The sequence below is a fragment of the Pseudonocardia kujensis genome (genome assembly GCF_021283305.1).
In the GTDB taxonomy this organism is placed as follows: Bacteria; Actinomycetota; Actinomycetes; order Mycobacteriales; family Pseudonocardiaceae; genus Pseudonocardia; species Pseudonocardia kujensis.
Window position 1 is genome coordinate 133,873 of record NZ_JAJSOK010000005.1, and the last position, 14,924, is coordinate 148,796.

13 protein-coding genes are annotated in these 14,924 nt (G+C 71.1%); 6 read left to right on the top strand and 7 right to left on the bottom strand.

Annotated features, from left to right (window positions below; translation table 11 throughout):
- Position 1 precedes the first annotated feature (1 nt).
- From LWC35_RS05925 to LWC35_RS05950, 6 genes are all read left to right on the top strand, one after another.
- Positions 2-823 (top strand): enoyl-CoA hydratase/isomerase family protein, encoded by an 822-nt coding sequence (locus tag LWC35_RS05925; protein ID WP_232868866.1) that lies wholly within the window; start codon positions 2-4, stop codon positions 821-823.
- On the top strand, positions 820-1,623 hold the full coding sequence (locus tag LWC35_RS05930) for an SDR family NAD(P)-dependent oxidoreductase (protein WP_232868867.1): 804 nt from the start codon (positions 820-822) through the stop codon (positions 1,621-1,623). Before LWC35_RS05925 ends, LWC35_RS05930 begins: the two co-directional genes overlap by 4 nt.
- Before the next feature lie 22 nt (positions 1,624-1,645).
- A complete protein-coding gene (locus LWC35_RS05935) occupies positions 1,646-2,635 on the top strand; it encodes a TIGR03617 family F420-dependent LLM class oxidoreductase (protein WP_232868868.1) in 990 nt (329 codons plus the stop codon).
- A 36-nt stretch (positions 2,636-2,671) separates the two neighbouring features.
- Positions 2,672-4,237, top strand: a complete 1,566-nt coding sequence (locus LWC35_RS05940) for an AMP-binding protein (RefSeq protein ID WP_232868869.1) — start codon at positions 2,672-2,674, stop codon at positions 4,235-4,237.
- A 413-nt stretch (positions 4,238-4,650) separates the two neighbouring features.
- On the top strand, positions 4,651-5,781 hold the full coding sequence (locus tag LWC35_RS05945) for an alpha/beta hydrolase (RefSeq protein ID WP_232868870.1): 1,131 nt from the start codon (positions 4,651-4,653) through the stop codon (positions 5,779-5,781).
- Between the two features lie 19 nt (positions 5,782-5,800).
- A complete protein-coding gene (locus tag LWC35_RS05950; RefSeq protein WP_232868871.1) occupies positions 5,801-6,058 on the top strand; it encodes a hypothetical protein in 258 nt (85 codons plus the stop codon).
- A gap of 50 nt (positions 6,059-6,108) precedes the next feature.
- On the opposite strand, the gene LWC35_RS05955 is transcribed toward LWC35_RS05950, so the two are convergent.
- The 7 genes from LWC35_RS05955 to LWC35_RS05985 form a co-directional block, all read right to left on the bottom strand.
- Positions 6,109-6,495: a hydroxymethylglutaryl-CoA lyase-like TIM-barrel protein gene (locus tag LWC35_RS05955; RefSeq protein WP_269803685.1), complete on the bottom strand. Its 387-nt coding sequence runs from the start codon at positions 6,493-6,495 to the stop codon at positions 6,109-6,111.
- Positions 6,496-6,694: 199 nt separating this feature from the next.
- The gene (locus LWC35_RS05960; RefSeq protein ID WP_232868873.1) at positions 6,695-9,001 is read right to left on the bottom strand and encodes a xanthine dehydrogenase family protein molybdopterin-binding subunit; all 2,307 of its coding nucleotides are present in this window, start codon (positions 8,999-9,001) and stop codon (positions 6,695-6,697) included.
- Complete coding sequence (locus LWC35_RS05965; RefSeq protein WP_232868874.1) at positions 8,998-9,465, bottom strand: (2Fe-2S)-binding protein; 468 nt, start codon at positions 9,463-9,465, stop codon at positions 8,998-9,000. Before LWC35_RS05965 ends, LWC35_RS05960 begins: the two co-directional genes overlap by 4 nt.
- The gene (locus tag LWC35_RS05970; RefSeq protein WP_232868875.1) at positions 9,462-10,400 is read right to left on the bottom strand and encodes an FAD binding domain-containing protein; all 939 of its coding nucleotides are present in this window, start codon (positions 10,398-10,400) and stop codon (positions 9,462-9,464) included. The genes LWC35_RS05965 and LWC35_RS05970 overlap by 4 nt, the downstream gene beginning before the upstream one ends.
- A 46-nt stretch (positions 10,401-10,446) precedes the next feature.
- Entirely contained in the window at positions 10,447-11,583 is a 1,137-nt protein-coding gene (locus tag LWC35_RS05975; RefSeq protein WP_232868876.1) for an S-methyl thiohydantoin desulfurase family protein, read from the bottom strand.
- Positions 11,580-13,142, bottom strand: a complete 1,563-nt coding sequence (locus LWC35_RS05980) for a hydantoinase/oxoprolinase N-terminal domain-containing protein (RefSeq protein ID WP_232868877.1) — start codon at positions 13,140-13,142, stop codon at positions 11,580-11,582. The genes LWC35_RS05975 and LWC35_RS05980 overlap by 4 nt, the downstream gene beginning before the upstream one ends.
- 145 nt (positions 13,143-13,287) lie before the next feature.
- Positions 13,288-14,844, bottom strand: a complete 1,557-nt coding sequence (locus LWC35_RS05985; RefSeq protein ID WP_232868878.1) for a PucR family transcriptional regulator — start codon at positions 14,842-14,844, stop codon at positions 13,288-13,290.
- Positions 14,845-14,924: the final 80 nt, after the last annotated feature.

Here is a 14,924-nt window from a genome sequence, read left to right on the forward strand (position 1 = left end):
GGTGACCACGTCCACCGCTGCCCTACAGGTCGAGCGGCGAGGCGCCGCGCTCTGGCTGCGCCTGGATCGACCCAAGGCGCTCAACGGCATCAACGACGAGCTCCTCGACGCACTCGAGGCCGGGCTTGACGTCGCCGAAGCCGACGACGACGTCCGGCTCGTGGTCGTGGCCGCGCAGGGTCGCGTGTTCTGCGCAGGCGCCGACCTCGTCGAGACCCTCACGCGCTGTGGCGAAGACGCCGAGGACGGCGGCGACCGGCAGGGCACGTTCCTGCGTCGGGTCGGCCGGGTCTTCAGCCGGATCGAGACGCTGCCCAAGCCGGTGATCGCCGCGGTGCACGGCCTCGCCGTCGCGGGCGGGCTCGAGCTGGTTCTGGCCTGCGACCTGGTCGTCGCGGCCCGTTCGGCCACTTTCGGCGACGCGCACGCCAACTACGGCCTGATTCCGGGGGGCGGCGGCTCGGTGCGACTACCTCGACGCGTCGGTCCCGCGCGGGCCAAGCACCTGATGTTCACCGGCGGCAGGTTCACCGCCGAAGAGCTCGCCTGCACAGATCTGATCACCTCGATCGTCGACGACGACCACCTCCAACAGGCCGTCGACGAACTGGTCGCCGTGATCGCTCGCAAGAGCCCGACCGGGCTGAGCGTGATGAAACGGCTCGTCGCCGACGGCCTCGACATCCCCCAGGAGGCGGCTCTGGCCGCCGAGCTGGGTGCGGTGGCCGAGTACCGCGGAAATGCCGACTTCCAGGAGGGCATCCGCGCCTTCACCGAGAAGCGTGCGCCGGTGTTCCCCGCCTCGAACAGGAGCTCCTCATGACGACCCCCTCCCCCACCGATCTACTCAGCCTCGCCGGACGCACCATGTTGATCACCGGTGCGGGTCAGGGCGTGGGCAAGCAGACGGCCCTGGTGGCAGCAGCGCACGGCGCGAAGGTGGTGGTCAACGACTACCACCTCGACCGGGCCGAGACCGTGGCCGGCGAGATCACCGAGGCCGGCGGGACCGCCGTCGCGCTGCGCTGCGACGTCACCGATCTGGACGAGGTCACCGGCATGGTCGAGCGGGCGCAGGCGACCTTCGACGGGATCGACATCTTGGTCAACAACGCCGGCAACGCGGGCCCCGCGCAGGACCCGATGGCCGCCGCCCCGCCGTTCTGGGAGACCGGGCCGAAGGAGTGGGACCCGTGGATGGGCACCAGCTTCTACGGCGTGCTCAACGGGGCCCGCGCGGTCCTGCCAGGGATGGTCGAGCGCCAATATGGCCGCGTGATCACGGTGATCTCTGACGCCGGACGGGTCGGCGATCCCAACCTCGTCGTCTACAGCGGAGCCAAGGCGGGCGCCGCTGGCTTCTCCCGCGGACTCGCCCGCGCTGTCGGTCGACACGGCATCACCGTCAACTGCGTGGCCCTCTCGGCCATCCGCACCCGCGGTGTCGCCACCGCGACCGAGAACGAGGCCCTGGTCGCCGCGATGCTCAAGCAGTACGTCATCCGTCGACTCGGCGAGCCCAGCGACGCCGCCAACATGATCCTCTTCCTCGCCTCGGAGGCCTCCTCGTGGATCACCGGGCAGACCTACCCCGTCAACGGCGGCTTCGCCCTCAACCAGTAACGCCGTACGCGAGGAACCACAGATGAAGACCGATCTCTACCTCTACACCCAGTCCGCCGAGGAGATCCCCGCCCGTGCCCGCCAGGTCGAGGACGGAGGATTCGACGGGCTGTTCGTCGCCGAGACGATCGGCGACCCCTACCAGTCGTTAGCCGTCGCCGCACAGCACACCGAACGCGTCACCCTGGGCACCTCGGTCTCGCTCGCCTTCCCGCGCAGCCCCATGACGACCGCGGTCGCCGCTTGGGACCTACAGCGGGCCAGCCACGGACGGTTCGTGCTCGGACTGGGCACCCAAGTCCGCAAGCACATCGAGCGCCGGTTCTCGATGCCCTTCAGCCGCCCCACCGCGCGGCTGCGGGACTACGTCAACGCCGTGCGCCACATCTGGGGCGCGTTCCAAGGCGAATACGCGCTGAACTTCCAGGGCGAGTTCCACACCCACGACTACCTCCCGAGCGCGATGAACCCCGGCCCGCTTCCGTGGGGGCCGCCGCCGATCTATCTCGCCGCGCTCGGGCCGCTGATGTTCCGCGCCGCAGGAGCGGTCGCCGACGGCGTCTTCATCCACCCCATCCACACCCACGAGTACCTGCGCACAGTCGCCGAGCCGGCACTGGCCGAAGGGCTCGCCGAAACCGGCCGGGACCGTGCCGAGGTGACCCTCTCGGCAACGGTGTTCGCCATTCCCGGCGCGCAGCACCGCGAGGCGGTGCGCAAGCAGTTCGCCTTCTACGCCTCCACACCCGCCTACAAACCGGTACTCGACCTGCACGGCTGGGGAGAACTAGGCGACGAGCTGCGCGCCCGGGTCCGCCGCGGCGAACTGGAGATCATGGCGGGCTCCGTCCCGGACGACGTGCTGGACTTCTTCTGCATCGTCGCCGACGACTGGCCGCACGCCTACGAGCTGGCCCGCGAGCGCTACACCGGAGTGGTCGACCGGATCAACTTCCAGACAGCCCCACCGGTCGACGTGCACGTGCACCCCACCGCGGGTGCTGTCGGCTGAGCACGCCCGAGCCAAACACCTCGACGAGGAGGAGCCATGAACGTCCCCAGTGCGGCCGACCTGACCGTGAGCGACCTGATCGTCGAAGCATTCGGCCGCTACCCGAACCGCGAGGCCTTCGTGCTCGGTGACCAGCGAATCACCTACGCGCAGGCCGCGGCGACGACCAGCCAGATCATGCAGGTCCTCGCCACACGCGGCATCGGAAGAGGCAGCGCAGTCGGCGCGCTCAGCCCGAACACTCCCGAGGTGTGGCTGCTGCAGGCGGCCACCTATCTGCTCGGCGCCACCTACACAGGCCTGCACCCGCTCGGTTCCGCGGACGACCACCTGACGCTGTGCGAGGACGCGGGCATCACGCTGCTCGTCGTTCATCCCGAGTTCGCGGCCACGGCCGCGAAGATCCGGGCCGGGTCGGCCACCATGCAGCACCTGCTCACCCTTGGGCCGTCCGAGGTGGGCCTGGATCTGCTCGCCCTGTGCGCTGATGTCCCGGCCCGACCGCTGAACAGCGGGCCCGCGACCGCGGAGGACACCGCATGGCTGCAGTACACCGGCGGGACCACCGGACAGCCCAAAGGCGTGGAAGTGCCGCACCGCGCTCTGGTCGCCCAGACGGCGATGCTCACCACCTCGTGGGGGCTGCCGGAGAATCCGCGCTACCTGATCTCGGCGCCGATCACCCACGCCGGGGTGCTCCCGGTCCTGCCGACCCTCTGCCGAGGCGGCACCGTCGTCCTGCACCAGGGGTTCGATCCCGACCACTGGCTGCACACCGTCGCCCAGGAACGCATCACCTACGCCTTCGCCGTGCCGACGATGCTCTACACCCTGCTCGACCACGGCGTGGGCGCTGCGGACCTGTCGTCGTTGGAGACGGTGCTCTACGGCGCAGCTCCCATGACTCCAGCACGGATCGCCGAAGCCTATGAGGCCCTCGGTCCGGTGCTCATGCAGGGCTACGGCCAGACCGAGTGCCTCGGCATGGCGACCAGCCTGCGCAAGGACGAGCACGACCCGCGGAACGACCCGGCTCTGCTGTCCTCCTGCGGGCGGCCGGTCTCAGCCACCCGGGTAGCCATCCTCGACAGGTACAACGAGCCCGTACAGGAGGGGGACGTCGGAGAGCTGTGCGTCCGCTCCGCAGCCGTGATGACCGGCTACCGCAACCAGCCCGAGCAGACCGCGGAGGCGCTGGCCAGCGGCTGGCTACACACCGGAGACATGGCTATGCGAGACGACCGAGGCTTCTACCACGTCGTAGACCGCAAGAAGGACATCGTCGTCACCGGCGCCTTCAACGTGTACCCCCGCGAGATCGAGGACGTCCTCGCCGAAGCGGAGGGGGTCTCTGCCGCTGCCGTGATCGGAGTACCCGACGAGAAGTGGGGCGAGGCAGTGACCGCCTACGTCTCGCCACGACCCGGCGTCGAGCTCGACGTGGAGAAGCTGGCCCTGCTCGTGCGCGAACGCAAGGGCGCCCACCAAACGCCAAAGGCCATCCACGTGGTCGACGATCTCCCTCGTACACCCGCAGGAAAGATCGACAAGAAAGTTCTGCGCAGCCACCACTGGACCGACGGAGATCGACAGGTTCACTGAGCCGCCCGCGAGCGTTCAGTGAACGGCTCGTTCCGCCGTCGCTCCGAGCCAGCATCCGGCATCGATGTCAATGCATTCTCAGCCGCAGGAGCTCCTTCGCCGATTCCAAAGAAGTAACCGTCGAGGCCACTGCCTGCTCCCTGCTCAGACGCCTGCTGGCCCGGCCGAAGCAGTGCGTTCAGGAATCGCACCCGGAGCTCGCCAGAATCATTCGTATCACCCAATCGAAGCACATCTTGTCCGCAACGCACTCGTTGTACCGGATGAGCAACCGCCGAGAAGCGGCCCAGGGCATCTCCCGGCCGCGCGGACCTTGCCTTTCCCGTACCGCGGGCCCATTGCCCCTCGACGACGGAGCGAGGGTTCGGCCCACCCCCGACGTGGAGGGTGAATTGACCAGACACAGACGATGGTTGCTGCTCGCAGCGACCGGATTTCTCGCAGCGGGCCTACTGGCGCCCAGCGCGGCGGCGCAGGAGCCCGACGCGCCCACGACCCCCGAGCCGGTCGCGGTGCAGGGCACCACTGGCACCGCCAGCAGGACCGACATCGCGCAGGACCGCACAGCGAGCGGGGCCACCTGCGCCGACTACTCGTTGCCGGTCACCCTCAAGCCAGGTCGCACCGAGCGGTACCAGATCTTCGGACGACTGTGCAGCAAGTCCGGATTCACCGACCGCCCCGTACAGCTGCTGCTCCACGGCGGCACCTACAACCACACCTACTGGGACTGGCCCTACCAGCCCGAGAACTACAACTACGTCAAGTACGCCACAGAGGCCGGCTACGTCACCTTCGACATCGACCGTCTCGGCTACGGGTACAGCGACCGCCCTCTTGTCGATGCCGACATCGACTTCGAGTCGAACGCCTGGGTCGCCCACCAGGTCATCCAGTACCTGCGCGCCGGCGGGCTCGGCGCGAGCTTCGACCAGGTGGCGCTCGTCGGGCACTCCCTCGGCTCCGGCACCGCCTTTACCGAAGCGGGCCGGTATCAGGACGTCGACGCACTCGTGATCTCCGGCGGTATCCACAACGTCAACTACGTCGAGCTGTTCGGACAGGCCGGCTTCTACCCGGCCTCCCTCGACCCCAAGTTCGCCGGCCAGGTCGGACCGCTGCACACCTACCTGACCACCGTCCCCGGGGCACGCTGCCGCACGTTCTACTACGCACCCGACGTCGACCCGAAGGTCTGCGACGTCGACGAACAATACAAAGACACCTTCACCGGCGGCGAAGCAGCCGGGCTGCCCGTGGTGTTCACCCGCCCGACCCCGAGCGATCAGGTCACCGCACCCGTGCTGCTCGCTCTCGGCCAGCACGACAAGTTCACCTGCTTCAAGCCGACCATCCTCAACCCGGACTGCGCCGCCCCGGGCAGCAACGCCTACGACGAGGCCAAGTACTACCCCAGGGCGAAGAGCTATGACCTCTACATCCAGCCCCGCAGCGGGCACAACAACAACCTGCATCTCGGCGCCAAGGACTGGTTCACCAAGGCCAACTCCTGGATCGACCAGCAGCTCAAGCACGCACCCTGACCCAGTGAAAGGACGACCCATGGCCAGCATGACTCGCATCATCGGACTCACTGCCGGCATCCTCGCCGCAGGAGCCACAGTCACCGGGACGGCCTCGGCCGCCACCCCGCAGTACGCGCCGCCCGCCGGCCCACCGACTCCCGTCGAGATCCTCGAAAACGAGAACCCGCTCGGTCTCGTCGACGGCGGTACCGAGGCAGACAATATCGTCAAGAACGCAGGTGGCCTCGCGGGTAACGCGATCAACACAGTCGAGCTGACCCTGCCCCTGCCCTGACACGGAACAAGGACAGCGGGTGCGGCCATCACGCCCGAGGTGGCCGCACCCTAGTGCGACACCATCAGGGAGCCGGACACGTCCATGCCCAGTTCTCGGGCCTTGCCGATGTGCTGGACCGCGATGTCGGCCTCGGTGGAGTGCATGGCCACTCGGACCGAACGCACCCCGAGGTCGTAGGCCTTCTGGAGCTCGTACAGCGTCCCGATCCCCGGGAGCAACAGCGTGGTGAACACCGCGTTCTGCACGACGTCGTCGGTGTTGCTGCCCGGGCCGAAGGTCAGGCTCGCGCCGGCGAGGCCGTCGCCGTGGGCAACCTCGATCGCGTCCACCCCGGCGGCGTCGAGCGCCGCGGTGATCCGGCACAGGTCGGCGGGGGTCGAGGCGTTCCGGATGGCGTGCATGCCGTCCCGCAGGGTGACGTCCTGGATGTACAGGGCAGGGCGGGGTGGTCGCGGTCATCGGGGGCCCTCCGCAGGCTGAGTAGCAGCACGTGTGGCGAGGAGCTCGGCTGTCGGCAGGGCGGCCGAGGTCGTGACGTCGAGGTTCCCCGCATAGGCGGGCAGGTAATGCGTGGCCAATTCAGCGACTCTCGGGTTACCCGGTGGTCCGGGCACCACGCGCGGGAGGCCCCGGTCAGGCAAGCTCCTTCCCGACACCGTCCTGCTCGCCGCGCAGGGCCGCGAGGACGGCGAACGGCGTCAACGGCAGCTCGTGGACCGGTCGGCCGATCGCGTCGGCGACGGCCGCTCCCAGGGCCGCCGCCACCGGGATGATCGGCGGCTCCGCCACCCCCTTGCCGCCGAACGGTCCGTAAGAACAGGGATTCTCAAGCAGGGAGATCTCGAGCGGAGGCGCGTCCAGCGCGGTCGGCAGCCGGTAGCTCTCGAGGTCGTCGTCGACGACCCTGCCGCCGTCGACTCGCAGATCTTCCAACAATGCATAGCCCAGCCCCTGTAGGACACCGCCCTCGATCTGCCCCTCGATCATCTGCGGGTTGATCGCCCGGCCGACGTCCTGGGCCACGACGTAGCGCAGGACGCGCACGGCGCCGGTATCCGGATCGACCTCGACCTCGGCCAGGTGCACGTGGTACGTGGCGGCGACGAAGTGCGTGAAGACGGCTCCTGACATGCACGCGGAGTCAAAGGGCAGCGGCGGGGCGATGTGGCGTCCGGTCGCCGCGATCGGTCCTGTGCTCCACAGGGCGGTCGAAGCGACCGTCGCGATCGGGACCCGCTTGTGCGGAGCGCCTCGCACCGCGACGTGCCCCTCGGCGAGTTCGAGGTCGTCGGGTGCAGCCTCGAGGATGTCCGCGGCCGCCTTCAGGAGCTGCTCGCGGACCTGCCCGGCCGCGTCGGCGGCGGCATTACCGACGCCGAAGACCGTACGGCTACCCTGCGCGCCGCCGTCGAACGACGCCGAGTCGGTGTCGGTCTGGGCGAGGAGAACGTCCTCGACGGGCACGCCCAGCTCGGCAGCGACGATCTGGCGGACCGAGGTGGCCATCGCGCCGGTGCCGATCTCGGCCCCGCCGCTGACCACGGTGACGGTGCCGTCCTCGTTCACCTTGACGGTGGCGCCGCCGGGCCCCGGGTTGCTCAGCCAGGTCACTGCGGCGATCCCGACCCCACGGTAGGGACGACGGGCGGCGGTCAGCTCGGCCCACGGCGCCACCTTCTCGACGGCGTCGAAGGCGTCGACGAGTGCGGCGTCGGGCAGCGGCTGGCCGTTGACCATCTCCTCGCCCGCACGCAAGACGTTACGCAGCCGCAGCTCGCGGCGGTCAACGCCGAGCTCGCGCGCGATGTGGTCCAGGTGCATCTCCTGGGCGAAGACGCAGTAGGGCGCGTTGACACCGCGGAAGGCGGCCGTGGGAGTCGTGTTGGTGTACACGACCCGGCTCCGATAGCGGACGTTCGGGATCCGGTAGGTCGCGCCGAGGAGGACCGGCGGGATGGAGGCGCAGAACACGGTCTCGCCGCTGTAGGCGCCGTTGTCGCCGATCACCTCCCCCTCCTGTGCGAGGAGGGTGCCGTCGGCCCGGACCGCGGTGCGCAGCCGCACCACCGCGTTCTCGCGCGGCGAGGCCGTGGCCAGCTCCTCAGCGCGGGTGTTGGCGACCCGGACGGGGCGGCCCGTGCGGCGGGCGAGCAGGCAGGCGAACGGCTCCAGCATCGCGTCGAGCTTGCCGCCGAAGCCGCCCCCGATCGTCGAGACGATCACCCGGACCGCCGACGAGCGCACTCCGAGGAACTCCGCGACCCGGTCGCGCACGAGGAACGGGTACTGAGCGGGAGAGTGCACCACGTACCGACCCTGCTCGAAGCGTCCGACGGCCACGTGCGGCTCGATGGGCGACTGGTGCTGGCGAGGTGTGCTGAACTCGTCGGTGACGACGAGGTCCGCGGCGGCGAACGCGTCCTCGACGGCACCGCGCTCCAGACCGGACTCCCACGCGACGTTGCCGCCGCCGGGGCCGGCGCCCGTGTAGGTGTCGCGGGCCGGATGGATCGGCCTGGCGTCGGACGCGAGCGCGTCGTCGAAGGTCAGGATCGCCGGGAGCGGATCGATCTCGAGGTCGATCGCGGCCACGGCCGCCGCGGCCTGCTCGACGGTGTCGGCGGCGACGGCCGCGACGGGCTCGCCCACGTAGCGCACCTCGTCCGCCGCCATCAGCCGTTGGTCCTTGACGACCCAACCGGACAGGTGTGGCGCGTCGGCCGCGGTGACCACGGCCCGCACCCCGGGCATGGTGGCGGCACGGGACGTGTCCAGGCGGACGATCCGCCCGGCGGGCAACGGCGACCGCAGCAACCTCGCGTGGAGCATCCCTGGCTCGACGTGGTCCATCCCGTAGACGGCCGCGCCGCGCACCTTGTCCTGGCCGTCGGAGCGGCGCACGCTGGCGCCGATGACCGGGGGCAGCTGCCGGGGACTCATCGCTCCTCCCCCCTCCCGACGGCCACCGCCGCCTCGACGATCTTGTGGTATCCGGTGCAGCGGCAGAGGTTGCCGACGAGGGCGTCGCATATCTGGTCCGGGGTAGGACGCAGTGTCCGCTCGAGCAACGCGGTCAGCGTCATCACGACCCCCGGGATGCAGGCCCCGCACTGCACGCCGCCGTGCTCGAGGAGGGCGTCCTGCACGGGGGTCAGCGGCCCGTCGGGAGCGGCGAGCCCCTCCACCGTGCGCACGTGCCTGGATTGTGCCAGCGCGACGGGGTAGAGGCAGGAAGCCACGGGCACGTCATCGACGAGGACCGTGCACGCGCCGCAGCGTCCCTCTCCGCAACCGGGCTTGGCGCCCCGCAGGCCCAGCTCGTCGCGCAACACCTCGAGCAGCCCCGTCATCGCGGCCGAGCCGATCTCGACGGGGTGTCCGTTGATGTGGAACGAGTACGTCATCGGGGCTCCCCCTCGTCGGTCGCGGTCCACGCCGGGCCCGTCGTGGACGTCGCCTGCGCGCAGGCCCGCTCCAGCAGGGCGGGCAGGACCGCGCGGCGGTACCAGCCCGGCGCGAGCCGGTCGTCCCGGGCGTCCACTGCCGCAGCGGCCGCGCTACCGGCCTCCCGTGCGCTCGTACCGTCGAGCGGGCGGCCGACCAGCACCGCCGCCGCCTCGGGGATCAGCCGCGGAACCGGCTCGAGGGCGCCGACCGCGACACGTGCCGACCGCACGGTGCCGTCCGGGTCGACGTCGACGCTGACGGCCACGTTCACCACGGCGTACTCGCCCGCGCCGCGGACCGTGAGTCGCCCGAAGCCGGCGAACCGGTCCGGCGGGGTGGGGACCGCGACCCCGGCGAGGATCTCCCCCGCGGGGCGGCCCGCCTCGCCCAGGAAGTCGGCGACGGGGCGGTCGGCACGCCCGTCGGGGTAGCCGAGCTGCAGTCGGGCGCCGGCGGCGAGCAACGCGGGTACCAGGTCGGCCTGCCGGAAGCCGACGCGCGCGGCGGCGATGTTCCCGCCGAGCGTGGCGACGTTGCGAACCTGTGGGAACGCGGACAGGCGGGCCGCCGCTGCCAGCCCGGCGAGCGCGGCGGGCACGCTCGTACCGTCGGCCAGCTCCGCGACGAGCTCGGTGTGGGTGAGGCCCGCCCCGAGCTGCGCCTGCGAGGAGGTGGGCCGCACGTCGAGCTCGCGCAGGCCGGGCAGCCCGGCCACCGGAACGTACACCCGGTGCCAGGGCTCGGACCTCAACGGGCGGCGCATGATCCACGTGCCGCCCGCCAGCGCCGCGCCGTCGGGCCCGAGCTCGGCCAGGACCTGGCTCGCCTCCTCCAGGCTGCTGACGGCGCGGACCTCGGGTGCGGCCGTCGAGGTGGGCGCGGCCGATGTCATGACTGCTCCCGGACGTGTGGTGGAGGGACGGGACGGCGCGCAGGGGTCACGAGAGCACCGTGACCTGCGGTTTCTCGATCTGTTCGACGGGCACGAACTCCTCGTCGAGCCCGAAGGCGGCGGGCCCGAACGTGGCCAGCGCCTCGGGGGTGCGCATCAACTCCGGGGTCGCGATGGCGAACACGGTGACCCGATGGCCGTACCGCAGCGTCTCGGACGTGATCGGCTCCCCGGTCTCGAGGTGCAGGACAGTGATCAGGTCGGGCACGAGCGCGACGACGCGGTCGTCGACCGTGGCGACCAGGAACTCGTTCTGGAAGGTGATCCGGCAGACCGCGTCGGAGTCGAAGGCCTGGACGCGCGCCGCGCCACGGGTGAAGCCCTCCGTCGTGTGCCGCTCCACATCGACGACCTTCCCGGTGAACAGCACCTCGCCGTGCCGGTACAGGGTGTCGGCAAGTGCCTCGCGGAGGGCCGCGGTGGGCTCGCGGTGGGTCTCGCGCGCCTCCCGGAGCGTGGCCCCGAGACGCAGGGCCAACGACAGCGTCCGCGGGATGGCGGTCCGCTGCACAGTCGGCCCGTCCATCGCATACTCGGCGATGTAGGCGACCCCACCGAGGCGGACCGCCAGGCCGCGCGCCATCCACTCCATGCGACGGTTGTCCGCCCCGGCGTCGACGACCGCGGTACTGCCGCGTTCGTCGGCCATGGCGAGCGGGGAGCCGTTGACCCCGTAGACGGCGAACGTCTCCATCTGCAGCTCGGGGAAGGCACGGCCCATGCCATCGGCGTCGACCACGGGCAGGCCGCGCTGCGCGGCGACCAGGAGCGGGATCGTGGAGTTGATCCCCCCGCACTCGATCGGCATCGTCGCGGTCGCCCGTCGGCCCAGCCGGGCCTCGAGGGCGGCCAGCGCGGCTGCTGGTTCGTCCCCGCTCGGCAGGCGTTCCACCAGCACACTCGGTGCGCCCATCATGGCAGTCGGGATGACGAAGTCGTCCTCGGTGAGCTCGTCGGGGTCGAGCACGGTGATCGTGGCCGGCTCACCGTCGTCGCCCCTGCGGCGCAGCGCATGCGCGACGAGCGTGCGCCCGATCGTCGGGTCGCCGCCGCCGCCGGTGCCGAGCAGCGCGGCGCCGCGCACGAGGTCGGGCAGGTCGGACAGCTCGAGCTGGAAGCTCACCGGTCACCTGCCGTGTCGAGGACCAGGTCGCCGACCGCGCGCACCCGGATCCGGGTGGCGTTGCCGGGTAGGTAGGCGATCGGCACCTCGTCGACCTCCACGATCTGCACGCTGTGCGGGGCCGCACCGGCCGCGACGACCCGGTCGGTGGCCTCCTGCTTCGCAGAGTCGAGGACCGCGTCGCGACGGCCGGGCTCCACGGCGAAGATGCGGTCGACCTCGCCGCCCACCTGAGCGATGGCGGCGCCGATCGCGTTCGCGACGGCGAAGTGGTCGGGCCGGTGCACGGACTCGGCGCCGGGCAGCCGGTCGGGCAGCAGGATGCTGCCGCCCCCGACGAGCACGACCGGCAGCGGTGCCGGCGACGTGCGCATCCGCTCGACGAGTCCGGCCACCTCGGTCGCCATCAACTCCAGTCCGGCCCGCACGACCCGCCGGTCCAGCGAGCGCACCGGCGCCGGGTCGCCCACCTCGGCGAGCCCGCCGGCCACGGCCAGGTCGGTGGCGGTCACCGTGTCCCCGCCGAAGACGAGCGCCTGTTCGCGCAGGCGGTAGCCCACGCTGTCGGGGCCGACGGTGACCTCCCCGTCACGCTCACGAATCCGGCTGCCACCGCCGATCCCGACCGAGAGCACGTCGGGCATGCGGAAGTTCGTGCGAACCCCGCTGACGCTGACCTCGGCGGTGGCCTCGCGCGGAAAGCCGCCGGCGACGATACCCACGTCGCTGGTGGTGCCCCCGACGTCGACGACCGCGCAGGTCTCGAGGCCGGAGAGGAACGCGGCACCCCGCATCGAGTTGGTCGGGCCGGACGCGAACGTCGCGACGGGATAACGCCGCGCGTGGTCGATGTCCATGAGTGTGCCGTCGTTCTGGCTCAGGTAGAGCGGTGCGGTCAGCCCGAATTCGCGCAGGGTCTGCGTCAGACCCCTGCACACGTGGTCGGCCAGCTCCCGCAGGCAGGCGTTGACGATCGTCGCGTTCTCCCGCTCCAGCAGTCCCATCCGCCCGATCTCGTGCGAGAGGCTGACGTGCAGGTGCGGCAGCACCTCGGTCAGGGTGGCAGCCGCCTCGCGTTCCAGCTCGGCGTTGACGGGGCTGAACACCGACGTGATCCCGACCGAGCGAATCCCGCGCACCGCCATGTCCTCGGCGGCGCGCCGAAGCTCGTCGTGGTGCAGGGGCGCGATCAGCCGGCCGTCGAACTCGTGGCCGCCGTGGCACAGGTACGGCTGGGCCCGCGCGGCCTTGAGCAGCGGGTCCGGCCAGTCGACGAGCGGCGGCACGCCGCGGGTTGCGGGCAGCCCCAGGCGCAGCGCCGCCGTCGGGGCGAGCCGGTCGGCCTCGACGATCGCGTTGATGAAGTGCGTCGTGCCGACCATGACGGCGGTGACCGCCGCGGGGTCGAACGCGCGGCGCCGCTGCAGCGCGTCGAGCGCGTCGACGATCCCGCTGGTGACGTCCTGGGTGGTGGCCGCCTTCGTGTCGGCGAGCACGAGCTGGCCGTCCAGCAGAACCGCGTCGGTGTTCGTGCCGCCGACGTCGATCCCGATTCGCATGGGCCCCCTCACGTCGAGGAATCTGATCTCCGGGGAACGCTACGAGCGGCCGCACCGCCCGTCACTGGTCGCGGCGCCGGGGTTTCGGCTCGACCTTGTGCAGACGGCACGAAGAGGGCGACGGGACGAACCGGAGCGCGCGGTACTAGGCACCCGGTCGCCCGGCCCGGGAGGCAGCCGGCTGGCGCCCGGCCCGGGTGACGCCGGGCATCGACTGCGCATAGCAGGCCAAGTAGAGGGCCAGGAACTGGTGCGGGTCCTCGAGGTCCACCTCCAGCACCTCGAGCACCCGGTTGATGCGGTAGGCAACGGTGTTGCGATGCAGATAGAGCTGCTGCGCCGTGCGGGTCACCGAGCGGTTTGTCTCCAGGTAGACACGCAGTGTGGTGCTGTACTCCTTCTGCTTGCTCGGCCCCAGTGCCGCGAGCGGGGCCAGCAGGTCGTCGATGCTCTCCCGCACCGATCGCGACGAGTACCACTCGACGAGCAGGCGGCTGAGGCCGGGCGCGTCGAAGAAGACCGGCTCGTCCACGACGCCGCGCAGCCGGGCGCTCTGCAGCGCCGCCTCGGCCTCCGCCTTCGAGGCCCGCAGACCCTCCACCCCCTCGTGGGTGCCGCCGACGCCGCACAGCACCTCGACCCCCGGGATGGCCTCCACGATGCGGTCCAGCACCGTCTGCATGCTCGACCGCAGCTCCCGCAACTGCGTGGCCCCCCGGGGGTGCGTGTTGCTGCGCAGCAGGATCACGCCTCCGGACCGGGGGGCCACGGTCCAGCAGCCGCCTTCCCGGACCGCCACCTGCGAGGCGACGCGGGCCAACGTCTGGGCGTAGTGGTACGCCGTCACCTGATCGTCCCCGGCGAGCGCGAGGAGGTTGCCGAACTCCAGGTCGACGACCTGGTTCCAGGTTTCGACCCGCAAGCCCATGGCACCAGCCCGGCGCACCAGCGGGGCGAGGTCCTCCTGGCCACCGTCCAGGAGCTGGTTGAGCACGTCGCTCGCCGAGAGCATCGACAGCTGCTCGGCGCGCTCGGTCTGCACCGCCCGTCTCGTGATGGCGGCGGCGAGCCGCCACGCCAGCAACCGGGCCAGCGAGTCCTCCGCCCCGCCGGTGGCCCGGCGCTGCAGCCAGGGACCGTCGGGGTCGGTGGAGACCGCGGGCACACCGCTCAGCTGCAGGTCCCGCTCCCCCAAGCGCAGCCCAGCCAGCTCTGCGGCACCGCTGCGCCGCAGCAGGTCCTCGTCCCCGACACCCTCGGCCTCCAGCCGGTCGACCTCCCGGCACACCCGGTCCACCCGCTCCAGCAGGCTGGGAAGCCGCCGGTCGAGCATCCGGACGATCGTGGTGAGCAGATCGGTCACGTCCGTGGGCACCGTCATCCGCACCAACGCCAGATCCTCGCGGCGGGCCAGCGCCAGCGCACTCAGCGACGGCCGGGCCGCGGTGTCCTGCAGGACGAGCCCGGCGACCGGGCCCAGCTGCCGCAGGACCACGTCGAGCTTGTACCCGTGGGCCTCGCGCGACGCGGTGCGCGTGAGCACGACAAGCGCGTGAGCCGGGCACTCCCCGACGTCGCGCACGTCCTCCGCCAGCCAGACCGTCCGCACCTCCCGGTCCACCGACCCGACCAGCAGCTCGGCCTGCCCCTGGCGGCGCAGCTCCAGCTCGGCTAGTACGTCGTCGACGGTCAGCCGGTCCATCGCGCTATCTCACCCTGTGCCGGTGCACCAATCAACCGTCCGGACTTATGCACGTCGACCCACGCGCGTGCCGATCCGAC